The sequence below is a fragment of the Rhizobium sp. BK289 genome (assembly GCF_014193575.1).
GTDB lineage: Bacteria > Pseudomonadota > Alphaproteobacteria > Rhizobiales > Rhizobiaceae > Rhizobium > Rhizobium tropici_C.
In genome coordinates this window covers 100,536-123,206 of the sequence record NZ_JACHZO010000019.1, presented here as the reverse complement: position 1 = coordinate 123,206, position 22,671 = coordinate 100,536, and the positions used below count along the sequence as shown (strand labels likewise).

The following is a 22,671-nucleotide window of genomic DNA, read 5'->3' as shown; positions in this document are numbered from 1 at the left end:
ACAGTTCTATCGTCTCGTAACCCGCATCGGCAAACCGCCGCGTGGCTGCGTCGTCAGCTTCTGCACCGGCCAGGGATCGGTTTCTTCGGTCAGGTCGAAGCGGAAACGGCGCATCATGACGGCAAGGGCGATGACCGCTTCCTGCAGCGCGAAGGTCGCGCCGATACAGACGCGGGGGCCCGCGCCGAACGGCAGGTACTGGAAGCGATTGATCTTGGCGCGGTTTTCCGGAAGAAAGCGCTCCGGCATGAAGGCGCGCGGCTTTTCCCAATAAAGCTCATGGCGATGTAGGGTCCAGGGCATGATCAGGACGGTGATCCCCTTTTCTATCGTCACGCGCTCGCCCTTGACGCTTACCCATTCGTCATCGGCGATGGCGGCGCGGTTGATCGACGGCGCTGGCGGATAAAGGCGCATCGCCTCCTCGAAAGCGGCGCGGACATTCGGCATGAGATCGAGCCAGGCAACCGGTTCGCCATCGGTTGCAAGTACCCGGTCGATTTCCTCTTCCATAGCCTCGCGAATGTGCGGACTATTGGCGACGCAATAGAGCGTCCACGCAAGTGCACGGGCCGTCGTCTCATGACCGGCGCCGATGAAGGTGAGGATATTGTCCTCGATCTCCTCCATGGTCAGCCCATCCGGACCGGCCTTTTCGAGAAGCAGCGTGAGGAAATCGTCCGGTGCGCTGGCTCTGTCCCTCCGCATCTTTTCCAGCCGCTTGTCCATGGTGGTGCGGACGATGCCGCGGAACTTGTCGAGCACGCGCTGGCCGCCGATGCGGGTGATGCGCGGCACCCAGGCCGGGGCACGCAAAAGATCCATGGGATCGACCCGGCCCATGCGATGCAGGAGTTCGTTGACCTCATCGGCGAAATGCTCGCCTTCGGTGACGATCTCGCCGGAAAACAACGTCTCCGCCAGAATGGCGAAGGTCAGTTCGGTCATATCGGTAGCGATATCGAACACCGTGCCTTCGTTGCCGACATCCTCGTATTTCTTCACATAATCCAGGCTCTGACCCAACATCTGACCGGCAAAGCCTTGAGCATGGCGCGGCGTGAACACCGGCGCGACCGCCTTGCGCGAGCGCTTCCAGACCGGCCCTTCCGCCGTCAGCAGGCCATCGCGCAGGATCGGCCGGAGCACGAGCTGGCGGATATCGGCCATGCGGTAGTTGGCGGCATTGTCGACCAGAACATGCTTGATCAGTCCGGGATCATTGACGATGAGCGTCCGCTCGTTGAAGAATTTGGTCTTGATCCAGGGTAGCGTATAGGAGGGCTCGCCCCAGAGTTCGAGCGGATTGCGCAGGATCGTGCGGATGATCGTCAAACGGGAGGGCGGCACGGTGCGCGGGATCGGAGCCGGCGGCGAGAAGGCTTCCGGAATCATATCCATGAATCAACTCTCCTCGAAAACTGGCCATTGCCGAACGAACGCAATCAGAGCGGCGCACCCCTTCGATATGGGGAACGCCGCCTGCAAAATCCAGACGATAAAACGTCGCGCTGCCCGCTTATAAAAGCGACTTCAGGTCGCTCAGCTTATCATTGATGAGCCAGCCGTAGTAATTTTCTTCCGGCCAGACCGGCTGGGAGGAGCCGCGGTTCTTGGCGGCAAGGGCGGCGGCGCGCTTGCGGGAATTGCCGAGATTGTAGAGCGTCGCGGTGATGCCCGGATTGCCCGAAATATCCATGCCGGCGATCGAGCGATAGTCATCGATCGACTTACGGATCGAGGCCGCAACGAAGGCGAGCGACAGGTCCGGGTCCATGATCGCCTTGTAGACGCCGCCGGCATCCTTCTCGTCCAGCTTCGCAACACCAGAGGTGCGGCTGACGAGGTCAGAGAGCTCGAGCGCCGTCAGCGGATTGACCTGGCCGAGGCCGAAGGTTTGACCGGCATAGAAAGGCTGGAAGAAGACCGCGCTGAAGCGATTGTCGGGATAGGACTTGCCGCCAACCGTCTTGCCGCGGAAATCGTCTTCCCAGACGTCTTCTCGGCAGGTCCAGAGGCTGTAGGAATCACCCTTGCCTTTGCAGGCATCGAATTGCGGCCGGGCAACGAAATCATCGACGTTTTCGCCATCATAGGCGAAGCGGAAGCTCTGGCCGGCATAGGAAGCGGCCTTGACATAATAGGACTGCAGACCGTCATAGGCGTCCACATTGTAGGTATGCTCGCCGACGAGCGCGCCGATGATGTGGATCGGATCGATGCCGTAAGCGCGCGCCGTCGACTTGATCTTCGCCATCAGCTTGGTGTCGGTCGCCAGCAATTCGCGGACCTTCTGGTACTTGCGTTCAAAGGTCGAATTCGTGCCGCGCGTGCGCCGGACGGAGGCGCCAGGAACCGGCGGCTGCTCGGCATTGCGGTTGCCCGGAGGCACCGCGGTCGCCGCATCCGCATAGGCTGGCATCCAGGAGAAGCTGGCGACCGCCAGAAGAAGGGTGATCAGTATGCGTCGCAAGATGGCCGTCCTGTCGAAGTTTCCACCGATGTTTCCGTGCGGCTGCCTGACGGATAATCTTGGCCGAATAAAGCCACGCGACACAAGAAACGAGCCCCTAACTAAAAAGTTAACGGCCCGCTGTCGAGTGTTTACTGTTTTAAATCGCCTTTGCCGGCCGGCTTACAGAATGAAGCGGGACAGGTCGGTGTTGCTGGCAAGATCGCCGACATGCTCGCGGACGTAGGCGGCATCGATAGTCACCGATACGCCGGCACGATCCGAGGCATTATAGGAGATCTCGTCGAGTACCCGCTCCATGACGGTCTGCAAACGGCGGGCGCCGATATTCTCGACGGTGGAGTTGAGATGCACCGCGACATCGGCGAGCGCGTCGATGGCATCGTCGGTGAAATCGAGCTTCAGGTCTTCCGTTTCCATCAGCGCCTTGTACTGGCGGATGAGGCTTGCCTGCGGCTCGGTCAGGATGCGGCGGAAATCTTCCTTGGTCAGTGGACGGAGCTCGACACGGATCGGCAGGCGGCCCTGCAGTTCCGGCAGCAGATCCGACGGCTTTGAGACGTGGAAGGCGCCGGAAGCGATGAAGAGAATGTGGTCGGTCTTGACCGGACCGTACTTCGTCGAAACCGTCGTGCCTTCGACCAGCGGCAGCAAGTCGCGCTGCACGCCTTCACGGGAGACACCGGCACCCATGCCGCCGTCGCGGGCGGCGATCTTGTCGATCTCGTCCAAGAAGACGATCCCGTCATTTTCGGCCGATTGCACGGCTTCGCGCTGGATCGCCTCATTGTCGATCAGCTTGTCTGACTCGTCGCGGATCAGCTCCTTGTAGGAATCCTTGACCGTCGTTCGCACCTTCTTCGTGCGGCCGCCCATGGCCTTGCCGAACATTTCGGAGAGGTTGAGCACGCCGATATTGGCGCCGGGCATGCCGGGGATCTCGAAGCCACCGGGCATGCCGGAGCCGGTATCGGCCACTTCGATATCGATTTCCTTGTCGTCGAGCTGGCCGTCACGCAGCTTCTTGCGGAAGCTGTCGCGCGTCGCCGGCGAGGCAGTGGCACCAACCAGCGCATCGAGCACACGCTCTTCCGCGCTCATATGCGCCTTGGCCTGCACTTCGGCGCGCTTCTTTTCGCGCACCAGGCCGATACCAACTTCAACGAGATCGCGGATGATCTGTTCGACATCGCGGCCGACATAGCCGACCTCGGTGAACTTGGTGGCTTCGACCTTGATGAAGGGGGCGCCGGCAAGCTTGGCAAGGCGGCGGGAGATTTCCGTCTTACCGACACCAGTCGGGCCGATCATCAGGATGTTCTTGGGCATGACTTCGTCGCGCAGCTCGGGCTCGAGCTGCTGGCGGCGCCAGCGGTTGCGCAGCGCAATCGCCACGGCGCGCTTGGCCTCATGCTGGCCGACAATATAGCGATCGAGCTCGGAAACGATCTCGCGGGGGGAAAAAGTGGTCATTTCGTATGTTCCCTGTCAGGGCTGGAAACTATCAAGAGAGGAACGTCTTAGGCTTCGGCATCGAGCGTTTCGACGACCACATTGTGGTTCGTGTAGACGCAGATGTCGGCAGCAATATCGAGAGCGCGGCGGGCGACATCTTCAGCTGACTTGTCGCTGTCCATCAGCGCGCGTGCGGCGGCGAGCGCGAAATTGCCGCCGGAGCCGATCGCCATGGCGCCATGTTCGGGCTCAAGCACATCGCCGTTGCCGGTGATGGCGAGCGTTACTTGTTTGTCGGCAACCAGCATCATGGCTTCAAGGTTGCGCAGATATTTGTCGGTACGCCAGTCCTTGGCGAGCTCGACGGCGGCACGCATCAGCTGACCGGGATATTGTTCGAGCTTCTTTTCGAGGCGTTCGAGGAGGGTGAAGGCATCGGCGGTCGCGCCGGCGAAACCGGCGATGACATCGCCCTTGCCGATGCGGCGAACCTTGCGCGCATTGCCCTTCATTACGGTCTGGCCAAGGCTCACCTGGCCATCACCAGCCATCACCACCTTGCCACCCTTGCGAATAGTCACGATTGTCGTCATTTAACACCTGTTTGCCCCCGTTTCGGCGGGCTCTCTGCCGGGCCGCGTATCGGCCCCGTCAGCACCTATGTAAGAGGGGTTTTGGCGATTGCAAATGGCAACCGCGCCCGAATAATGGCGGCAAGCCGGCTAAACGCGTAAGGCCTTTGCGTAACTTCTGGATATTTCCCGATACGCCTGATAAGGAACGGCCGTATTCCGATGGAGCAGCCCATGGCAGAGACCGCAGCGACCCGCACGGCAAGCGTTTCCCGCAAGACCAACGAGACCTCGGTCTCCGTTTCCGTCAATATCGACGGCAGCGGCAAATCGACGATTTCGACGGGGGTCGGCTTCTTCGACCATATGCTGGAACAGCTGTCGCGACATTCGCTGATCGACATGGAGATCGACACCAAGGGCGACCTGCATGTCGACGATCACCATGCCGTCGAAGATACCGGCATCGCGATCGGCCAGGCGATCGCCAAGGCCCTGGGCGACCGGCGCGGCATCACCCGCTATGCATCGATCGATCTCGCCATGGACGAGACGATGACGAAGGCGGCCGTCGATCTTTCCGGTCGGCCCTTCCTCGTCTGGAACGTCTCGTTCAGCGCCCCGAAGATCGGCACTTTCGACACCGAACTGGTACGCGAATTCTTCCAGGCCTTAGCGCAGAATGCCGGCATCACCTTGCATATCCTCAACCATTATGGTGCCAACAATCACCATATAGCCGAGACATGCTTCAAGGCCGTTGCGCGCGCACTGCGCACCGCAACCGAGATCGATCCGCGGCAGGCAGGCCGGGTGCCCTCGACGAAAGGCACGCTCGCCTAAGCCCCAAACTGGGGAAGTGAAGAATGGCAAGCTATCTGATTTTGACGCCTCCCGGAGCAACGAACCGGTCCGAAGCATCGGATCGGTATCGCGATCACACGCGATTTATCCGCGACGGCTTTTCGTGGACGGCGTTTTTGTTTCCGACGCTCTGGATGCTCTTTCATCGGCTGTGGCTGCACGCGATCGCTGCGTTTTTGCTGCAGGGTATTGCGCTGGAACTGATGCGTCAGCCGGGCTTCTTTGCCGCTGGAGCCGCACTTCTGCTGGGCGTGCATGTCCTTGCGGCTCTTGAGGGCCGGCATGCGGTCAGCAGTCGTCTCCTTGGCCGCGGCTGGACGGTTGAAAACCTCGTCTCGGCACACGATCTGACGACCGCAGAAGAAATCCACTTTTCACAGCTGGAACAGGCGCCAAACCCGAATATCCATTCGAAAAATTGGGATATCTCGGCCACCAACACGAATACCAGCCGCCCAGGCCCGAGCTTCGGCCTTCCCGGCTATGATGGAGGACGCTGACCATGCGCGTCGCGATTATCGATTATGGTTCCGGCAATCTGCGCTCGGCCACCAAGGCTTTCGAGCGGGCGGCCCGCGAGGCAGGTATAGACGCCGAGATCGATCTGACTGACGATGCCGAGCGCGTCGCCACTGCGGATCGCATCGTTCTTCCCGGCGTCGGCGCCTATGCCGATTGCCGCCGCGGTCTCGATGCCGTGCCCGGCATGACAGAAGCGGTCATCGACGTTGTGGAACACAAGGCCCGCCCCTTCCTCGGCATCTGCGTCGGCATGCAGCTGATGTCGTCGCGCGGGTTGGAAAAGACGATCACGAAAGGCTTCGGCTGGATCAAGGGCGACGTCAAGGAAATGACGCCGAGCGATCCCAGCCTGAAAATCCCGCAGATCGGCTGGAACACGCTGGATATCCGCCACCCGCACGCGCTCTTCGAGGGGATCGAGACCGGGCCTAATGGCTTGCACGCCTATTTCGTCCATTCCTACCATCTGGCCGCCGACCACGGCGACGACGTTATCGCGACGACGAACTATGGCGGGCCGATGACGGCCTTCGTCGGCCGAGACAACATTGCCGGCGCGCAATTCCATCCGGAAAAGAGCCAGAAACTCGGCCTTGCCCTGATTGCCAATTTCCTGCGCTGGAAGCCATAAGGCTCGCGCTCCAAGGACAGACACCATGATACTTTTTCCCGCTATCGACCTAAAAGACGGCCAATGCGTGCGCCTCAAGCTCGGCGACATGAGCCAAGCGACAGTCTACAATCCCGATCCCGGCGCTCAGGCGAAAGCCTTTGAAGACCAGGGCTTCGAATGGCTGCATGTCGTCGACCTCAACGGCGCCTTTGCCGGCGAGACCGTGAACGGTGCCGCCGTCGATGCCATTCTCAAGGCGACCAAAAACCCGGTGCAGCTGGGCGGTGGCATCCGCACGCTCGATCATATCGAAAACTGGCTGTCGCGCGGGCTTGCTCGCGTCATCCTTGGCACGGTCGCCGTGCGCGATCCGGCGCTCGTTATCGAAGCCTGCCGGCGGTATCCGGGCCATATCGCCGTCGGCATCGACGCCAAGGGCGGCAAAGTGGCGGTCGAGGGCTGGGCCGAGGCTTCCGAACTGGGCGTCATCGAACTCGCGAAAAAATTCGAAGGCGCCGGCGTTGCCGCGATCATCTACACCGATATCGACCGCGACGGCATTCTGACTGGCATCAACTGGGACTCGACTTTGGAACTGGCCAATGCCGTTTCCATCCCCGTCGTCGCCTCCGGCGGCCTCGCCTCACTCGACGATATCAAGCGCATGATCCAGCCCGACGCCCGAAAACTGGAGGGTGCGATTTCTGGCCGCGCTCTTTATGATGGCCGGATCGATCCGATGGAAGCACTGGCGCTGATCAAGCAGGCCAAGGAGGCAGCGCAATGACCCTGAAAGCCCGCGTCATCCCCTGCCTCGACGTCAAGGACGGCCGCGTCGTCAAGGGCGTCAACTTCGTCAATCTTGTCGATGCGGGTGATCCCGTCGAGGCCGCCAAGGCCTATGACGCGGCCGGCGCCGACGAACTCTGCTTTCTCGACATCACCGCTTCCTCCGACAATCGCGACACCATCTTCGACGTGGTGGCCCGCACGGCCGAACAGTGCTTCATGCCGGTCACGGTCGGCGGCGGCGTTCGCACGATTGCCGATATCCGCAAGCTGCTGCTCTGCGGCGCCGACAAGGTTTCGATCAATTCGGCGGCGGTCAACAATCCCGATTTCGTGGCCGAAGCGGCCGACAAGTTCGGCAACCAGTGCATCGTCGTTTCCATCGACGCCAAGCGGCGGCGCACCGAGGCACTCGGCGGCGACAATCTGAGCGCCTGGGAAATCTACACCCATGGCGGCCGCAACGCGACGGGCATCGACGCCGTCGATTTCGCCCGCAAGATGGTTGAGCGCGGCGCCGGCGAGCTGCTCGTTACCTCCATGGACCGCGACGGTACCAAGGTCGGCTATGATTTGGAGCTGACACGGGCGATCGCCGATGCGGTGCGCGTTCCGGTCATCGCCTCGGGCGGCGTCGGCGATCTCGACGACCTCGTCGCCGGCGTGAAAGAAGGCCATGCGACGGCGGTGCTCGCCGCTTCGATCTTCCACTTCGGCACCTATTCGGTGGGCGAGGCGAAGCGCTACATGGCCGAGCGCGGCATTCCCATGCGGCTGGATTAGGAGACAGCAAGCGATGAGCGGATTTACCCTTTCCGACCTCGAACGAATCGTTGAGGAACGCTCCAAGGCCTCGCCGGACGAATCCTGGACAGCAAAGCTTTTTGCCGCTGGCCAGCCGAAAGCGGCGAAGAAATTGGGCGAAGAAGCAATCGAAGCCGTGATGGCGGCGGTCACCAACGATCGCGACAATCTTACCTACGAGGCCGCCGATCTGCTATATCATCTTATGGTCGTATTGAAGATTGCCGGCATTCCGTTAGAGAATGTCATGGGTGAGCTCGAAAGGCGCACCGCCCAATCCGGCCTTCAAGAGAAGGCAAGCCGGTAAAACGCAATGACGATAGCGACCAAGACCGAGCCAACACACGAGACGCTCGATATTTTCCAGGCGAAAGCCTATTCGCCCTACTATTTCTTCTCCTCGGAAGAATGGGCGAAATTCCGGGCCGATACGCCGCTGACGCTGACCGCCGATGAAGTGACGCGGCTGCGCTCCATGGGCGACCCGATCGATCTCGACGAAGTCCGGCGCATCTATCTGTCGCTGTCACGGCTTTTATCCTCGCATGTGGAATCCTCGCAGATCCTCTTCGAACAGCGCAATCGCTTCCTCAGCCTTTCCGATATCGCCAAGACGCCCTTCGTCATCGGCATCGCCGGATCGGTCGCTGTCGGCAAATCCACCACGGCCCGTATCCTGAAGGAACTGCTGGGCCGCTGGCCATCGAGCCCGAAGGTCGATCTCGTCACCACGGACGGCTTTCTCTATCCGAACGCCGAGCTGCAGCGCCGCAACCTGATGCAGCGCAAGGGTTTTCCGGAAAGCTACGATACGGCAGCGCTGCTGCGTTTCCTCTCGGCAATCAAGGCCGGCCAGCCGAATGTGCAGGCGCCCTCCTATTCGCACCTCGTCTATGATGTGCTGCCGAACGAATTCAAGACGGTCGACCGCCCGGATATCCTGATCTTCGAAGGCATCAACGTGCTGCAATCGCGGCATCTGCCGGCTGACGGCAAGATCGTACCCATGGTCTCGGATTTCTTCGACTTCTCGATCTATATCGATGCCGACGAAGAACTGATCCACAATTGGTATGTCGCCCGTTTCATGCGGCTGCGCGAGACGGCCTTCCGCGATCCCAATTCCTTCTTCCATCGCTACGCCTCCATCAGCGAGGACGAGGCGCTGGCGATCGCCGAGGGGCTGTGGAAGAACATCAACCTGAAGAACCTGCGCCAGAACATCCTACCGACGCGGCCGCGTGCCGACCTCATCCTGCAGAAGGGCAGGAATCACCTGATCGAGCAGGTGGCGTTGAGGAAGCTTTGAGGATCAGGGCTGGACGCGCCTAAGGGTAAGATTGATCCGTCCGCCGTTCTTCAGCAATGTCGACGTTGCCGGATAGATGCGGTCGACACCGTGAAAGCACAATCTTCCCTCACCGCCCAGAACGACGATATCGCCGCTCGCAAGCTTGAAGGATAGCGTGCGATCATTGCGGCTGAGGCCACCGACCCGGAAGAGGCAAGTGTTCCCCAGCGAGATCGACAGCACAGGCGCCTTGAGATCCTGCTCGTCACGGTCCTGATGCAACCCCATGCGGGCATCGTCGCCATAGAAATTGACGAGGCAGGCCTCCGGAGGTTTTTCATAGCCTGCTATATCGCGCCAGAAATCGAGCAGTTGTGGCGGTATGGCCGGCCATGGGCGGCCAGTGATCGGATGGGTCGACTGATAACGATAGCCGCGCTGCTTGTCCGTCACCCAGCCGAGCGAACCGCAATTGGTCATGCGGACGGACATTTCCTTGCCGGTGCCCGGCATGACCGGCGTGTAGAGCGGCGCCTCGGCCACGACGCCGCGGATCGCTTCAACCAAGGCTTCCTGGGTGGGGCGGTCGACATATCCGGGCAGATGGCGAATTCCGTTGGGGAGCAGCATTTTGGTTTCCTACGATGATGCCGGTCAGGTGAGCGGTCATTGCCGAACTATTGTGCCTGGCCCCTCACCCCAGCCCTCTCCCCGCAAGCGGGGCGAGGGGATCCATCGTGTCCGACGCCAACTCGTCACGAGCAGAGAGTTTCGTTGTTTAGCGCTGTCGTCCCTTCTCCCCGCATTGCGGGGAGAAGGTTAGGATGAAGGCCCAGGCACAGAGTTACGGCAACGCCGAACTTGCCTGACAAAGCCTCATTTTACCCAACCAAATCAAAACTGCAGCCCGAAAACCAAACCTTAGTCGCCGCCGACCTTGCCGCGCATCTTCTTGACCTCGGAGCGCCCGGATTTCTCCTTCAATCGGCGCTCGATCGACCCCTTCGTCGGCTTGGTCTTTCGGCGCGGCGGTGGCGGCGGGGCGGCAGCTTCGAGGATCAGCTCCTTCAGGCGTTCGCGTGCGTCCTCGCGATTGCGATCCTGGCTGCGGAAGCGGCTGGCCTCGATCATCAGAACGCCATCCTTGGAAACCCGCCGGCCGGCGAGCCTGATCGCATTCGCCTTGACGCGGTCCGTCAGCGACGGGGAATTCTGGACGTTGAAGAAAAGCTGGACTGCGGTTGCGACCTTGTTAACGTTCTGACCGCCGGGACCGCCCGCCAGAACGAATTGTTCCGTCAGTTCCCAGCCGGCAATCGTGATTCGATCGTTGATGTAAAGCGCTTCGCTGGCCATGATTTTCTCCGCGCCTGTCTATCCCACATTGATGCGCGGTTGAAAACTACTGACAGATAAAATGAAAACCCGGCGAACTGGCCGCCGGGTTTCACGTGAGTCATTGCTCCGGTGAGATTACTTACTCCGCTGCAACCGGGATCCCCGGAGCGGCATCACGGACGTTGCCGTCCACATGATCCTCGAACTTCGCGAAGTTGGTGACGAACATCTGCACCAGCTTGCTAGCCTGCGCATCATAGGCTTCGCCATTGGCCCAGGTGGAGCGCGGGTCGAGGATCGCGGTATCGACGCCGTCGACCGCGATCGGAACCGCAAAGCCGAAATTCGGATCGATGCGGAATTCGACATTGTCGAGATCGCCCTTCAGGGCGGCAGCGAGCAATGCACGGGTTGCCTTGATCGGCATGCGGCTTCCCTTGCCGTAGGCACCACCGGTCCAGCCGGTGTTGACCAGCCAGCAACGGGCGCCGTGGCGTGCGATCAGCTCCTTGAGAAGGTTGCCGTATTCGGCCGGATGGCGCGGCATGAAGGGAGCGCCGAAGCAGGTCGAGAAGGTCGCTTCCGGCTCGACGACGCCCTTCTCCGTACCGGCGACCTTGGCGGTGTAGCCGGATAGGAAGTGGTACATCGCCTGATCCGGCGTCAGTCTGGCGATCGGCGGCATGACGCCGAAAGCGTCTGCCGTCAGCATGATGATCGTCTCGGGATGACCGGTGATGCCGGATTCCGAAGCATTCGGGATGAAATGCAGCGGATAGGCGCTGCGGGTGTTTTCCGTCAGCGAACCGTCATCGAGATCCGGCCGGCCATGCTCGTCGAGCACGACATTTTCCAGGACGGTGCCGAAGCGGCGCGTCGTGGCGTAGATCTCCGGCTCGGCCTCGGGCGACAGGCGGATGGTCTTGGCGTAGCAGCCGCCTTCGAAATTGAAGATGCCGTTTTCGCCCCAGCCATGCTCGTCGTCACCGATGAGGGTGCGGGTCGGATCTGCCGAGAGTGTCGTCTTGCCCGTGCCCGACAGGCCGAAGAAGATCGCAGCATCGCCTTCGGGGCCAACATTGGCCGAGCAATGCATCGGCATGACGCCGCGTTCCGGCAGGAGGTAGTTCAGGACGGTGAAGACCGATTTCTTCATCTCGCCGGCATAGGAAGTGCCGCCGATGAGGACGATACCGTTGACGAGATCGCAGGCGATCACCGTTTCCGTGCGGCAGCCATGGCGCTCCGGATCGGCGCGGAAGCTCGGCAGGTCGATGATCGTCAGCTGCGGCACGAAGCTTTCCAGTGCCGCGCGATCGGGGCGGATCAGCAGATTACGGATGAACAGCGAGTGCCAGGCGAATTCGGTGATGACGCGCGTCGGCAAAGCATAGTCGACGTCGGCGCCGCCGATCAGATCTTGCACGAACAGGTCCTTGCCGCGGGCATGGGCCAGCATGTCCTCATGAAGCAACTCGAAATGCTCCGGCGACATCGGCTTGTTGTTATCCCACCAGATCTGGTCTTCCGTGGTGGCATTGCGCACCACGAACTTGTCCTTCGGAGAACGGCCGGTGTGCTGGCCGGTCAAGGCCCTGAGCGCGCCATCGGCGGTCAGATCGGCTTCGCGCCGGCGAATCGCTTCCTCATAAAGATGAGCTTCCATGAGGTTATAGCGAACACTGGCGGCGGCTCCCAGTCCGATCGATCCCAGTTCGGTTGCGGGATTGCGAACGCCGAATTGCTCCATCACTTTTTCCTCTACAAAGGGGCTTGGCCGTTAGAACTAACTAAAGCGTAGAGGGCTCTTTTTAAAAGCACAAGAGCCATAAGCGAGAAATATTTAATGATATCAGTTATTTAATCGATTTAAATAAATTTCCTCAATTTTAAATCGTTTGAATGAAGGGTGGGGGGACGTCACATCACACAACCTCAGCGCAAGGGTTTTTCCTCGCGACAATCCTCCCCTTTATCTTTGCCACAATTTGTTCCACCTTTATCCCCATAAGCGCGCCAGGTTACCGCCGACCGAGCTGGCAGACCGCCTGGGCTGGATTCCAAATCCGGGAGACGCGCACTGATGACGGAGACGAACACCATGTTGACAATCGCGCTCGTTGACGACGACCGCAATATCCTGACTTCCGTTTCGATTGCCTTGGAAGCAGAGGGATATAAGGTAGAGACCTACACGGACGGAGCTTCGGCGCTGGACGGGCTGCTGGCCCGGCCGCCTCAACTGGCGATCTTCGATATCAAGATGCCGCGCATGGACGGCATGGAGCTGTTGCGCCGACTGCGCCAGAAATCCGACCTGCCGGTGATCTTTCTCACCTCGAAGGACGAAGAGATCGATGAACTTTTCGGCCTGAAGATGGGCGCTGACGACTTCATCACCAAGCCGTTTTCGCAGCGCCTGCTGGTCGAACGCGTCAAGGCGGTGCTTCGCCGTGCCTCCGCCCGCGAAGCCGCAAATGCTGCCGGCGGCAATGCCGTTGCGAAGCCGGGGGCTGCCCAGCAGGCCCGTTCTCTGGAGCGCGGACAGCTCGTCATGGACCAGGAACGCCATACTTGCACCTGGAAGGGCGAGCCAGTGACGCTCACCGTCACCGAGTTTCTCATCCTCCATTCCCTTGCCCAGCGCCCGGGCGTGGTCAAGAGCCGCGACGCGCTGATGGATGCGGCCTATGACGAGCAGGTCTACGTCGACGACCGTACGATCGATAGCCACATCAAGCGGCTACGCAAGAAATTCAAGATGGTCGACCTCGATTTTGATATGATCGAGACGCTGTATGGCGTCGGCTACCGTTTCCGCGAAGCTGCATAAGAGTTAACTAGACCATACGGCGGACGATGGAATAATGGCATGCGGACGGGATCGCCGATCCCGTTCTTCGAAAGGGCCGTTGGCTTGGCGCAGCTGGTGCAGGACAGAGAGATAGACGACTCGGAAAGCCCGAGCGGCGCTCGAATCGCGCGCCGGCGCTGGACCCATCCCTTCGTTCTGATCCGCCGCATCTTCGGCAATGCCGTCTTTTCGAGCCTGACGCGGCGCATCCTGTTTTTCAATCTAGCGGCGTTGGTCGTCCTCGTCGGCGGCATTCTCTACCTCAACCAGTTCCGCGAAGGCCTGATCGATGCCCGCGTTGAGAGCCTGCTGACGCAGGGCGAGATCATCGCCGGCGCCGTCTCGGCTTCGGCATCGGTCGACACCAACTCCATCACCATCGATCCGCAGAAGCTGCTGGAACTGCAGGCAGGCCAGAGCATCACGCCGGTTCCGAACGACGAGGATCTGGAATTCCCGATCGATCCGGAGAAAGTGGCGCCGGTGCTGACGCGGTTGATCTCTCCGACGCGCACCCGCGCCCGCATCTTCGATGCCGATGCCAACCTGCTGCTCGACAGCCGCCATCTTTATTCGCGCGGCCAGGTGCTGCGCTACGACCTGCCGCCGGTCGACGACGAGAAGCAGAGCTGGTCCGACTGGTTCAGCGGCTTGCTCAACAAGATGCTGCAGCCGGGCAACCTGCCCGTATATAAGGAAGCGCCTGGTGGCGACGGTTCCATCTATCCGGAAGTCATGAACGCGCTGACGGGCGTGCGCGGCGCTGTTGTCCGCACCACGGAGAAAGGCGAGCTGATCGTTTCGGTCGCTGTGCCGATCCAGCGCTTCCGCGCCGTGCTCGGCGTGCTGCTGCTGTCGACCCAGGCCGGCGATATCGACAAGATCGTCCATGCCGAGCGCCTGGCGATTATGCGCGTCTTCGGCGTCGCGACGCTGGTCAACGTCGTGCTGTCGCTGCTTTTATCCTCCACTATCGCCAATCCGCTGCGCAGGCTTTCGGCGGCTGCCATCCGCGTGCGCCGCGGCGGGGCGAAGGAGCGCGAGGAGATTCCGGATTTCTCAGCCCGCCAGGACGAAATCGGCAATCTGTCGATCGCGCTACGCGACATGACCTCGGCACTCTATGACCGTATCGATGCGATCGAGAGTTTTGCCGCCGATGTCAGCCATGAGCTCAAGAACCCGCTGACATCGCTGCGCAGCGCCGTTGAGACACTGCCGCTCGCCAAGAGCGACGATTCCAAGAAGCGGCTGATGGATGTGATCCAGCATGACGTTCGCCGCCTTGATCGCCTGATCAGCGATATCTCCGATGCATCGCGCCTCGATGCCGAGCTTGCACGTTCGGATGCCAAGTCGCTCGATCTGGAAGTATTGCTGCGCGACATGATCGAGATTTCCAGACAGGTCGGCCACAGCAAGAAAGCTGTCGAGATCGACTATATCGTCGACCGCAAACCGGGCAACAGGGCGAACTTCTCCATCGACGGTCACGACCTGCGCATCGGCCAGATCGTCACCAATCTCATTGAAAATGCGCGATCCTTCGTCCCCGCGGAAACCGGCAAGATCACCGTGCGGCTGACGCGGACGCGGACGCGCTGCGTCATCTATATCGAAGACAATGGTCCCGGTATTCAGGCCGAAAATATCGACCGCATCTTCGAACGCTTCTACACCGACCGGCCCGAATCCGAAGGTTTCGGGCAGAATTCCGGCCTCGGTCTCTCGATCAGCCGGCAGATTGCCGAGGCGCATGGTGGGTCGCTGCGCGCCGAGAACATCGTCGACAGCGACGGCTCGACGCTGCTTGGCGCCCGCTTCATCCTGTCGCTGCCCGCCCAGACGACGGCGTGAGCGCTCGCATGGCCGGCGAAGCGACCAATATCCACGCCACTGCAATCGTCATCGGTACGACCGGGCTTCTGTTTCTCGGCCCCTCGGGCAGCGGCAAATCCACCCTTGCCTTCTCATGCCTGACGGCAGCCAGGCCGCTCGGGCTTGCCGCGAGCCTGATCGCAGACGACCGAGTGCTGATCACAGAACAGAATGGCTCCGTTCTCGCGAAATGCCCGCCCTCGATCGCGGGGCTCATGGAAATCCGCTACACCGGTATCGTTCGGATGCCTTATATTTCCGAGGGCGAAATGCACTTTGCCATCCGCCCGGTCGACCCGGAATCGGCGGAAAGGCTGCCACCGGAGGACGAGCAGGTCGATATTAGCGACTCCGTCCGGTTGCCCTTGATCCGCCTAGCCGCAACCTCCGCGAATCCGCTAGCCATAATAATGGCGAAAATCGGCGCGAGTTTCGGCTAATCGGCCATTTAGGCCCGTACAGGCACGCAGATCCTATATTTTAAGCTTGCACTTCGCCTTTTCATCGCCAAGATGTCCCCCCACCGGTGGACGACATTGCTGCATTGCGATATGGGCCACCTGTTTGCGTATGCCATGGGAGCAGTAATATCATGATTGGACTTGTGCTTGTCACTCATGGCAAGCTGGCTGAAGAGTTTCGGCATGCTGTCGAGCATGTCGTTGGTCCGCAGAAGTTCATAGAGACGGTATGCATTGGTCCCGAAGACGACATGGACAAGCGGCGGCAGGACATTCTGCAGGCTGTCGTCGGCGCGGATGACGGGCATGGCGTCATCATTCTCACCGATATGTTCGGGGGCACTCCTTCCAATCTCGCAATCTCCGTCATGAATAGCGGCCACACCGAGGTCATCGCTGGCGTCAATCTGCCGATGCTGATCAAGCTTGCGGGCGTGCGCGGCGACAACAACATGGAAAGGGCCTTGGTGGAAGCTTCGGAGGCCGGGCGCAAATACATCAACGTGGCCAGCCGTGTGCTCAGTGGCAAATAACGAGGCAGACACCGCCCCCATGACCGAGCTTTCCCGGGAACTCCTGATCGTCAACAAGCGGGGCTTGCACGCCCGTGCCTCGGCAAAATTCGTGCAGACCGTCGAAGCCTACGACGCCGCCATCACCGTTTCGAAAGACGGCACGACGGTCGGCGGCACCTCGATCATGGGCCTGATGATGCTGGCGGCCAGCCCCGGCTGCAGCGTGCTGGTGACGGCAAGTGGCAATCAGGCCGCCGAAGCGCTCGAAGCGCTCGACCAGCTGGTTGCCAACAAGTTCGGCGAGGAAATCTAGGGCGCTTGCCTGCAATCCCAACTGGATATAAAGACATAAAGACTTCTTTATATCATCATTGATTTCCAACCTGAAGCCTGCTACACGGCATCATCCACACGCTGTCAGCGTGCAATTCTTGTTGCATTCGGCCGAGGCGTTGCCCACGGCACGATTGCATCGTTCAGGCTGGAGACCTTCATGAGCACTGAAAAGGACTACCTCGTCGCGGATATCGGCCTTGCCGACTATGGTCGCAAGGAAATCGCAATCGCCGAGACCGAAATGCCCGGCTTGATGGCCTGCCGCGCCGAATTCGGCGAAGCGCAGCCGCTGAAAGGCGCGCGGATCACCGGCTCGCTGCACATGACGATCCAGACGGCCGTTCTCATCGAGACACTGGTGGCCCTCGGCGCTCAGGTGCGCTGGGCATCGTGCAACATCTTCTCCACGCAGGACCATGCCGCCGCGGCCATCGCCGCTTCCGGCGTCCCGGTCTTCGCCGTCAAGGGCGAGAGCCTGGAGGACTACTGGACCTATACCGACAAGATCTTCCAGTGGGCCGATGGCGGCCTCTCCAACATGATCCTCGACGACGGTGGCGACGCCACGATGTACATCCTGCTCGGCGCTCGTGCCGAAGCCGGCGAGGACGTGCTCTCCCATCCGCATTCGGAAGAAGAGGAAATCCTCTTCGCACAGATCAAGAAGCGCCTGCAGGCAACGCCGGGCTGGTTCACCAAGCAGCGTGACGCCATCAAGGGCGTGACCGAGGAAACCACCACCGGCGTCAACCGCCTCTACCAGCTCAGCCAGAAGGGCCTGTTGCCCTTCCCGGCGATCAACGTCAACGACAGCGTCACCAAGTCGAAGTTCGACAACAAGTACGGCTGCAAGGAATCGCTGGTCGACGGTATCCGCCGCGCCACCGACGTGATGATGGCCGGCAAGGTCGCCGTCGTCTGCGGCTATGGCGACGTCGGCAAGGGTTCTGCCGCTTCGCTCTCCGGCGCCGGCGCCCGCGTCAAGGTCACGGAAGTCGACCCGATCTGCGCCCTGCAGGCCGCCATGGACGGCTACGAAGTCGTTCAGCTCGAGGACGTCGTTTCCTCGGCCGACATCTTCATCACCACGACAGGCAACAAGGACGTCATCCGCATCGACCATATGCGCGCGATGAAGGACATGGCGATCGTCGGCAATATCGGCCACTTCGACAACGAGATCCAGGTTGCCGCGCTGCGGAACCTCAAGTGGACGAACATCAAGCCGCAGGTCGACATGGTCGAGTTCGCCAAGGGCAACCGCATCATCCTGCTGTCGGAAGGCCGCCTCTTGAACCTCGGCAACGCCACCGGCCACCCTTCCTTCGTCATGTCGGCCTCCTTCACCAACCAGACGCTGGCTCAGATCGAGCTCTTCACCAAGCCCGGCCAGTACAAGAACGAAGTCTACGTGCTGCCGAAGCACCTCGATGAAAAGGTCGCTCGCCTGCATCTTGCCAAGCTCGGCGTCAAACTGACGGAGCTTTCCGAAGAGCAGGCTTCGTATATCGGCGTGACGCCGAAGGGGCCATTCAAGTCCGACCACTACAGATACTGATTATAAAAAACAGTATCCACAACATCTTGTGGCCCTGGCATTGACAAAGTGCCGGGGCTTATTTTTTAGCCAGCTCCCTTCCCGCCGATTTCCTTAGGCAGTATTGTTTTTACACTTGATTCGTGACGAACCGGGCCCGCCCGGAGCCATGAAAATGGGATGTCTTGTCAGGATGCGGCACATTATAGGACGGAGACAGACCTCTTATGTTTGAAGGGGAAGACAACCTGCATCAACCAGCGCTACACCGAGTGGCGGCGCGGTTGCAGCGGGGTAGTTCATATCGGCTTTCGGCAAGAACGAAGCAGGGCAAAGGTCGGCTGGCGCGCCTGAGCCGCTTGCTGCGGCTCAGCGTTTTCGGCGGCCTCATAGCCGGTCTGGCAGGTCCCGTTCTCGCGCAGAGCAACAGCGCCGCGCAGGCGAGCATGCGTCTCTTCACCTCATCCGAAATGGCCGTCTTCTCCGTCATCATCGGCGTCATTTCCGCCGCGCTCCTCTCGACCATGTGGATGGTCCGACAGCGCGGCAACATGGAAAGCGAAAGCCGCGAGATCCGGACGGCCCTTTCGGACGCAAACCAGCGCATTTCGCAATATCAGGCGCTGATTGCCGACAAGAACCGCCGCATCGTCATCTGGGACGGCCCGAACGCGCGGCCCGAACTGCTCGGCCAGCTTCCAGTCGAGACCGGCGCGCCGCAGGACAACGAATTCCTCGCCTTTGGCCGCTGGCTGAAATCATGGTCGGCCGGCGAACTCGACAAGGCGATCGACAAGCTGCGCGGCAGCGGCCAGAGCTTCGACATGGTGGTCGAAACCAACCGCGACGAGATCCTGGAGGCACAGGGCCGCATTTCCGGCGGGCGCGCCTTCGTCCGCTTCATCGCGCTCAACAATCTGCGTGCCGAACTCGCCGAGCTGAAGATCGAGCGCGACCGGCTGATGACCTCGATTTCCACCTTCCAGAGCCTGCTCGATGCCATCGACCTGCCGGTGTGGCAACGCGATACCGAAGGCAAGCTCACCTGGGTCAACCAGGCCTATAGCGAAGCGGTGGAAGCGGTTTCCGCAGAAGAGGCACTCCGCGAGGGGCGCGAATTCCTGACGACGGTGGCCCGCGAACGCATTCGTGCGGCGGCCACGCCGGAATCGCCCTTCCACGACAAGATCTCCACTGTCGTGCACGGCAACCGCACCTTCTTCGATGTCGTCGATGTCAGGGCTCCGAACGGATCGGCTGGTATCGCCATCGACGTGTCCGAGGCGGAATCCGTTCGCGCCGAGCTCGCGCGCACGCTGAAGAGCCACGCCGAAACGCTCGACCATCTGGCGACGCCGGTTGCGATTTTCGACGGCGAGCGGCGGCTGCAATTCTACAATCAGGCTTTCGTCCAGCTTTGGGAGCTCGACATAGCATTTCTGGAAAAGCGGCCCGACAATAGCGAGCTTCTGGACCGGCTGCGCAGCGCCAAGAAGCTGCCCGAGCAGCTGAACTGGAAGACATGGAAGGACGACGTCCTTTCGGTCTATCGCGCACTCGATACACAGGCCGATCTCTGGCACCTACCCAACGGCCAGATTCTCCGGGTCTTCGCCACGGCGCATCCGCAGGGTGGCGCCACCTGGGTATTCGAGAACCTGACCGAGCAGGTCGATCTCGAAACGCGTTACAACACGCTGGTCAAGGTTCAGGGCGAAACCATCGACCACCTTTCCGAAGGCGTCGCCGTTTTCGGCCCCGATGGCCGCATCCGACTGTCGAACCCGGCATTCCGCATCCTCTGGAACATCACCGAGGCACAGGCAAAGCCCGGAACGCATATCCAGGCTCTGGCGGAGGCGTGCGCGCCTTCCTACGACCGGACGGACGGCTGGAAGCGGTTTGCCGAGCAGATCACCAGCTTCGACGACGAGCGGCCTTCATCGCAGGGCACACTCGAGCTTTACTCCAATCTCGTGCTCGACTACGCCGTCATTCCATTGCCGAATGCGCAGACCATGCTGACCTTCGTCAACAAGACCGACAGCGTGCGCGCCGAGCGCGCCCTGACCGAGAAGAACGAGGCGCTGCTCAAGGCCGACGAGCTGAAGAACGATTTCGTCCAGCACGTCTCCTACGAGCTACGTTCACCGCTGACCAACATCATCGGCTTCACTGACCTCCTGAAGACGCCGGGCATCGGCGCATTGAACGAGCGGCAGGCCGAATATATCGACCATATCTCGACCTCGTCTTCCGTACTGCTGACGCTGGTCAACGACATTCTCGACCTCGCGACGGTCGATGCCGGCATTATGCGGCTGAACTATTCCGAGATCGTGCTCAACGATCTGCTCGATGAAGTATCGATGCAGATCGCCGACCGGCTGCAGGAAAGCGGCGTGATGCTTGAGATCACCGTGCCTGCCCATCTCGGCTCCATCGTCGCCGACCAGCAGCGGCTGAAGCAGATCCTGCTGAAGCTCCTGACCAATGCCGCCAATTTCGCGCCCGAGGGGTCGACGATCTCGCTTAAATGCGGACGCGAGGGCATGGATTTCGTCTTCTCGGTCTCAGACAGAGGTCCCGGCATTCCGGAAGAGCTGCTTCACACGGTCTTCAACCGCTTCGCCTCCGGCGGCAAGGGCGGCAAGCGCAGCGGTGCAGGCCTTGGCCTTTCCATCGTCGAAAGCTTCGTCAGCCTGCATGAGGGCGAGGTTTCCATCGAAAGCCAGGCCGGCAAGGGGACGATGGTGACCTGCCGGATCCCTTCGGCTGAGTTGCCCCATTCCGTCGCAGCAGAATGACAGCCTCCGGCAGCAGCATTTCCCTCTTCCTCGCAGATGATACGGCCACAGCCCAGCTCGGCGAAGATCTGGCACTGGCCTTGAAGGCCGGTGACTGTCTGGCACTGTCGGGCGATCTTGGCGCGGGCAAATCCTCGCTCGCACGCGCGCTGCTGCGAGCCATGGCGGACGATGCCGAACTGGATGTGCCGAGCCCGACCTTCACGCTGGTGCAATTCTATGAGTTGCGCATCCCGGTCTCGCATTTCGACCTCTATCGCCTCGGCGATCCGAGCGAATTGACGGAGCTCGGCTTTGACGAGGCCCTGCAGACCGGTATCTGCCTCGTCGAATGGCCGGAAATGGCCGACGGAGAACTGCCGAATGAGCGCGTGGACCTCAAGCTCATGCATGAGGGCGAAGGGCGGCGCGCCGCAATCACGGCACCGGCCAAACAGATGGCGCGCATCGAGCGCGTGCTAGCCATCCGCACCTTTCTCGATTCGCATGGCTATCGCAGTGCTCATAGGCGCTTCCTCACGGGCGATGCCTCGCTGCGTGCCTATGAGTCCATCTATCCCAAGGACGGTGGCGGCCGCGTGATCCTGATGGATTGGCCACGCCTGCCGGAAGGGCCGGCCGTGCTCGACGGCAAGCCTTATCCGAAGGTCGCGCATCTGGCCTGGGATGCCTATCCTTTCGTTGCGGTCGCCAATATCCTGCGCGAGAACGGTTTCGCTGCGCCGGAAATCTTCGCCGCCGACTACGACCAGGGCATTCTTCTGATCGAGGACCTCGGCACCGGCGGCGTGCTCGACGCCGAGGGAAAGCCTATTGCCGAACGCTATCGTGCCAGCGTCGCCTGCCTTGCGCATCTGCACGGCCTTTCGATTCCCCGCGATATTCCAGTCACGCCCGATCACGTCCATCACATTCCGGATTTCGACCGGACCGCGATGAAGATGGAAGCGCGGCTGTTGCTCGACTGGCATCTGCCCTGGAAGCGGGGCGCGCCGGCAAGCGACGAGGAACGGGCCGACTATCTGACGATCTGGGACAAGTTGATAGATCAGCTCGATGACGCGGAAACGAACCTGCTGCTGCGCGACATGCATTCGCCGAATATCATCTGGCGGGCGCATGAACAGGGCATAAAGCGTATCGGCCTCATCGATTTCCAGGACGCGATGATCGGGCCGACCTCCTATGACGTCGCTTCGCTGGTGCAGGATGCGCGGGTGACGATCGAGCGCGATCTGCATGACCAGCTGATGGCGGACTATCTCGCACTTCGCCATGCCCAGGGCGGCTTCGACGAGGCTAAATTCCTGAAGAGCTGGGCGATCATGTCGGCGCAGCGCAATTGTAAGCTCGCCGGCCTCTGGGTGCGGCTCTTGCAGCGTGACGGCAAGCCCGGATATCTGAAGCATATGCCGCGCACGCTCGCCTACCTCGCCATCGCCTTCGAGCACGAAGCGCTCGCGCCTCTGCGCGAATGGTGCGAGAAAGCTGGGATCGGCCGGGCATAAGAGCCAGAGACCGGCGACGGCTTTCCTCCCCTGTGCTAAGGAAAACGGATAGCG

At 60.8% G+C, this 22,671-nt stretch carries 22 protein-coding genes; 15 read left to right on the top strand and 7 right to left on the bottom strand.

The window, feature by feature from the left end; genetic code table 11:
* Window positions 1-6: 6 nt before the first annotated feature.
* The 4 genes from FHT84_RS27875 to hslV all read right to left on the bottom strand — a co-directional run bounded on the left by FHT84_RS27875 (window position 7) and on the right by hslV (window position 4,521).
* The gene (locus FHT84_RS27875; protein ID WP_145645583.1) at window positions 7-1,401 is read right to left on the bottom strand and encodes a cytochrome P450; all 1,395 of its coding nucleotides are present in this window, start codon (window positions 1,399-1,401) and stop codon (window positions 7-9) included.
* A 118-nt stretch (window positions 1,402-1,519) separates the two neighbouring features.
* A complete protein-coding gene (locus tag FHT84_RS27870) occupies window positions 1,520-2,473 on the bottom strand; it encodes a DUF1402 family protein (protein ID WP_112339925.1) in 954 nt (317 codons plus the stop codon).
* Between the two features lie 162 nt (window positions 2,474-2,635).
* Window positions 2,636-3,946 (bottom strand): ATP-dependent protease ATPase subunit HslU, encoded by a 1,311-nt coding sequence (hslU, locus tag FHT84_RS27865; protein WP_113250777.1) that lies wholly within the window; start codon window positions 3,944-3,946, stop codon window positions 2,636-2,638.
* A gap of 47 nt (window positions 3,947-3,993) precedes the next feature.
* Window positions 3,994-4,521, bottom strand: a complete 528-nt coding sequence (gene hslV, locus FHT84_RS27860; RefSeq protein WP_095433433.1) for an ATP-dependent protease subunit HslV — start codon at window positions 4,519-4,521, stop codon at window positions 3,994-3,996.
* Between the two features lie 213 nt (window positions 4,522-4,734).
* Between hslV and hisB the strand changes: the two genes are divergently transcribed.
* Genes hisB through coaA form a run of 7 tightly spaced genes read left to right on the top strand, consistent with a single transcriptional unit; the run spans window position 4,735 to window position 9,401 of the window.
* Window positions 4,735-5,343: an imidazoleglycerol-phosphate dehydratase HisB gene (gene hisB / locus FHT84_RS27855; RefSeq protein WP_113250853.1), complete on the top strand. Its 609-nt coding sequence runs from the start codon at window positions 4,735-4,737 to the stop codon at window positions 5,341-5,343.
* A 23-nt stretch (window positions 5,344-5,366) separates the two neighbouring features.
* Entirely contained in the window at window positions 5,367-5,864 is a 498-nt protein-coding gene (locus FHT84_RS27850; protein ID WP_112339922.1) for a DUF2628 domain-containing protein, read from the top strand.
* Window positions 5,865-5,866: 2 nt separating this feature from the next.
* On the top strand, window positions 5,867-6,517 hold the full coding sequence (gene hisH, locus FHT84_RS27845; protein WP_112339921.1) for an imidazole glycerol phosphate synthase subunit HisH: 651 nt from the start codon (window positions 5,867-5,869) through the stop codon (window positions 6,515-6,517).
* Between the two features lie 25 nt (window positions 6,518-6,542).
* Window positions 6,543-7,286, top strand: coding sequence for a 1-(5-phosphoribosyl)-5-[(5-phosphoribosylamino)methylideneamino]imidazole-4-carboxamide isomerase (gene hisA, locus FHT84_RS27840; protein ID WP_183765179.1), 744 nt, complete (start codon window positions 6,543-6,545; stop codon window positions 7,284-7,286).
* Window positions 7,283-8,071 carry an imidazole glycerol phosphate synthase subunit HisF gene (gene hisF / locus FHT84_RS27835; protein ID WP_113233580.1) on the top strand — a complete coding sequence of 263 codons (789 nt, stop codon included), beginning with the start codon at window positions 7,283-7,285 and terminating at the stop codon, window positions 8,069-8,071. The genes hisA and hisF overlap by 4 nt, the downstream gene beginning before the upstream one ends.
* Before the next feature lie 13 nt (window positions 8,072-8,084).
* Window positions 8,085-8,399 carry a phosphoribosyl-ATP diphosphatase gene (locus tag FHT84_RS27830; RefSeq protein ID WP_113250781.1) on the top strand — a complete coding sequence of 105 codons (315 nt, stop codon included), beginning with the start codon at window positions 8,085-8,087 and terminating at the stop codon, window positions 8,397-8,399.
* A 6-nt stretch (window positions 8,400-8,405) separates the two neighbouring features.
* The gene (gene coaA, locus FHT84_RS27825; protein WP_113250782.1) at window positions 8,406-9,401 is read left to right on the top strand and encodes a type I pantothenate kinase; all 996 of its coding nucleotides are present in this window, start codon (window positions 8,406-8,408) and stop codon (window positions 9,399-9,401) included.
* Window positions 9,402-9,404: 3 nt separating this feature from the next.
* Here the strand turns inward: coaA and FHT84_RS27820 are convergent, their stop codons facing one another.
* The 3 genes from FHT84_RS27820 to FHT84_RS27810 all read right to left on the bottom strand — a co-directional run bounded on the left by FHT84_RS27820 (window position 9,405) and on the right by FHT84_RS27810 (window position 12,471).
* Window positions 9,405-10,013 carry an alpha-ketoglutarate-dependent dioxygenase AlkB gene (locus tag FHT84_RS27820; protein WP_183765181.1) on the bottom strand — a complete coding sequence of 203 codons (609 nt, stop codon included), beginning with the start codon at window positions 10,011-10,013 and terminating at the stop codon, window positions 9,405-9,407.
* 291 nt (window positions 10,014-10,304) lie between these two features.
* Window positions 10,305-10,739 (bottom strand): alternative ribosome rescue aminoacyl-tRNA hydrolase ArfB, encoded by a 435-nt coding sequence (gene arfB / locus FHT84_RS27815; RefSeq protein WP_106999661.1) that lies wholly within the window; start codon window positions 10,737-10,739, stop codon window positions 10,305-10,307.
* Between the two features lie 121 nt (window positions 10,740-10,860).
* On the bottom strand, window positions 10,861-12,471 hold the full coding sequence (locus FHT84_RS27810; protein WP_183765184.1) for a phosphoenolpyruvate carboxykinase: 1,611 nt from the start codon (window positions 12,469-12,471) through the stop codon (window positions 10,861-10,863).
* Window positions 12,472-12,822: 351 nt separating this feature from the next.
* On the opposite strand from FHT84_RS27810, the gene FHT84_RS27805 reads away from it, so the two are divergent.
* From FHT84_RS27805 to tsaE, 8 genes are all read left to right on the top strand, one after another.
* Window positions 12,823-13,554, top strand: coding sequence for a response regulator transcription factor (locus tag FHT84_RS27805; RefSeq protein ID WP_210209400.1), 732 nt, complete (start codon window positions 12,823-12,825; stop codon window positions 13,552-13,554).
* Window positions 13,555-13,638: 84 nt separating this feature from the next.
* Entirely contained in the window at window positions 13,639-15,432 is a 1,794-nt protein-coding gene (locus tag FHT84_RS27800) for a sensor histidine kinase (protein WP_183765301.1), read from the top strand.
* Window positions 15,433-15,440: 8 nt separating this feature from the next.
* Window positions 15,441-15,893 carry an HPr kinase/phosphorylase gene (locus tag FHT84_RS27795; protein ID WP_183765187.1) on the top strand — a complete coding sequence of 151 codons (453 nt, stop codon included), beginning with the start codon at window positions 15,441-15,443 and terminating at the stop codon, window positions 15,891-15,893.
* Between the two features lie 152 nt (window positions 15,894-16,045).
* The gene (locus FHT84_RS27790) at window positions 16,046-16,447 is read left to right on the top strand and encodes a PTS sugar transporter subunit IIA (protein ID WP_075853315.1); all 402 of its coding nucleotides are present in this window, start codon (window positions 16,046-16,048) and stop codon (window positions 16,445-16,447) included.
* A 19-nt stretch (window positions 16,448-16,466) separates the two neighbouring features.
* Entirely contained in the window at window positions 16,467-16,742 is a 276-nt protein-coding gene (locus FHT84_RS27785) for an HPr family phosphocarrier protein (RefSeq protein WP_112339910.1), read from the top strand.
* A 180-nt stretch (window positions 16,743-16,922) separates the two neighbouring features.
* The gene (ahcY, locus tag FHT84_RS27780) at window positions 16,923-18,323 is read left to right on the top strand and encodes an adenosylhomocysteinase (RefSeq protein ID WP_113250788.1); all 1,401 of its coding nucleotides are present in this window, start codon (window positions 16,923-16,925) and stop codon (window positions 18,321-18,323) included.
* Window positions 18,324-18,529: 206 nt separating this feature from the next.
* Window positions 18,530-21,109, top strand: coding sequence for a PAS domain-containing sensor histidine kinase (locus tag FHT84_RS27775; protein WP_183765189.1), 2,580 nt, complete (start codon window positions 18,530-18,532; stop codon window positions 21,107-21,109).
* Window positions 21,106-22,617, top strand: a complete 1,512-nt coding sequence (gene tsaE, locus FHT84_RS27770) for a tRNA (adenosine(37)-N6)-threonylcarbamoyltransferase complex ATPase subunit type 1 TsaE (protein WP_183765201.1) — start codon at window positions 21,106-21,108, stop codon at window positions 22,615-22,617. Before FHT84_RS27775 ends, tsaE begins: the two co-directional genes overlap by 4 nt.
* The last annotated feature ends 54 nt before the right edge of the window (window positions 22,618-22,671 follow it).

What these genes read in the sequence shown, in the direction of transcription:
- FHT84_RS27875 (WP_145645583.1), bottom strand. Translation starts at nt 1,401, where the DNA reads ATGGATATGATTCCGGAAGCCTTCTCGCCGCCGGCTCCGATCCCGCGC.
- hslU (WP_113250777.1), bottom strand. Translation starts at nt 3,946, where the DNA reads ATGACCACTTTTTCCCCCCGCGAGATCGTTTCCGAGCTCGATCGCTAT.
- hslV (WP_095433433.1), bottom strand. Translation starts at nt 4,521, where the DNA reads ATGACGACAATCGTGACTATTCGCAAGGGTGGCAAGGTGGTGATGGCT.
- hisB (WP_113250853.1), top strand. Translation starts at nt 4,735, where the DNA reads ATGGCAGAGACCGCAGCGACCCGCACGGCAAGCGTTTCCCGCAAGACC.
- FHT84_RS27850 (WP_112339922.1), top strand. Translation starts at nt 5,367, where the DNA reads ATGGCAAGCTATCTGATTTTGACGCCTCCCGGAGCAACGAACCGGTCC.
- hisH (WP_112339921.1), top strand. Translation starts at nt 5,867, where the DNA reads ATGCGCGTCGCGATTATCGATTATGGTTCCGGCAATCTGCGCTCGGCC.
- hisA (WP_183765179.1), top strand. Translation starts at nt 6,543, where the DNA reads ATGATACTTTTTCCCGCTATCGACCTAAAAGACGGCCAATGCGTGCGC.
- hisF (WP_113233580.1), top strand. Translation starts at nt 7,283, where the DNA reads ATGACCCTGAAAGCCCGCGTCATCCCCTGCCTCGACGTCAAGGACGGC.
- FHT84_RS27830 (WP_113250781.1), top strand. Translation starts at nt 8,085, where the DNA reads ATGAGCGGATTTACCCTTTCCGACCTCGAACGAATCGTTGAGGAACGC.
- coaA (WP_113250782.1), top strand. Translation starts at nt 8,406, where the DNA reads ATGACGATAGCGACCAAGACCGAGCCAACACACGAGACGCTCGATATT.
- FHT84_RS27820 (WP_183765181.1), bottom strand. Translation starts at nt 10,013, where the DNA reads ATGCTGCTCCCCAACGGAATTCGCCATCTGCCCGGATATGTCGACCGC.
- arfB (WP_106999661.1), bottom strand. Translation starts at nt 10,739, where the DNA reads ATGGCCAGCGAAGCGCTTTACATCAACGATCGAATCACGATTGCCGGC.
- FHT84_RS27810 (WP_183765184.1), bottom strand. Translation starts at nt 12,471, where the DNA reads ATGGAGCAATTCGGCGTTCGCAATCCCGCAACCGAACTGGGATCGATC.
- FHT84_RS27805 (WP_210209400.1), top strand. Translation starts at nt 12,823, where the DNA reads ATGTTGACAATCGCGCTCGTTGACGACGACCGCAATATCCTGACTTCC.
- FHT84_RS27795 (WP_183765187.1), top strand. Translation starts at nt 15,441, where the DNA reads ATGGCCGGCGAAGCGACCAATATCCACGCCACTGCAATCGTCATCGGT.
- FHT84_RS27790 (WP_075853315.1), top strand. Translation starts at nt 16,046, where the DNA reads ATGATTGGACTTGTGCTTGTCACTCATGGCAAGCTGGCTGAAGAGTTT.
- FHT84_RS27785 (WP_112339910.1), top strand. Translation starts at nt 16,467, where the DNA reads ATGACCGAGCTTTCCCGGGAACTCCTGATCGTCAACAAGCGGGGCTTG.
- ahcY (WP_113250788.1), top strand. Translation starts at nt 16,923, where the DNA reads ATGAGCACTGAAAAGGACTACCTCGTCGCGGATATCGGCCTTGCCGAC.
- FHT84_RS27775 (WP_183765189.1), top strand. Translation starts at nt 18,530, where the DNA reads ATGTTTGAAGGGGAAGACAACCTGCATCAACCAGCGCTACACCGAGTG.
- tsaE (WP_183765201.1), top strand. Translation starts at nt 21,106, where the DNA reads ATGACAGCCTCCGGCAGCAGCATTTCCCTCTTCCTCGCAGATGATACG.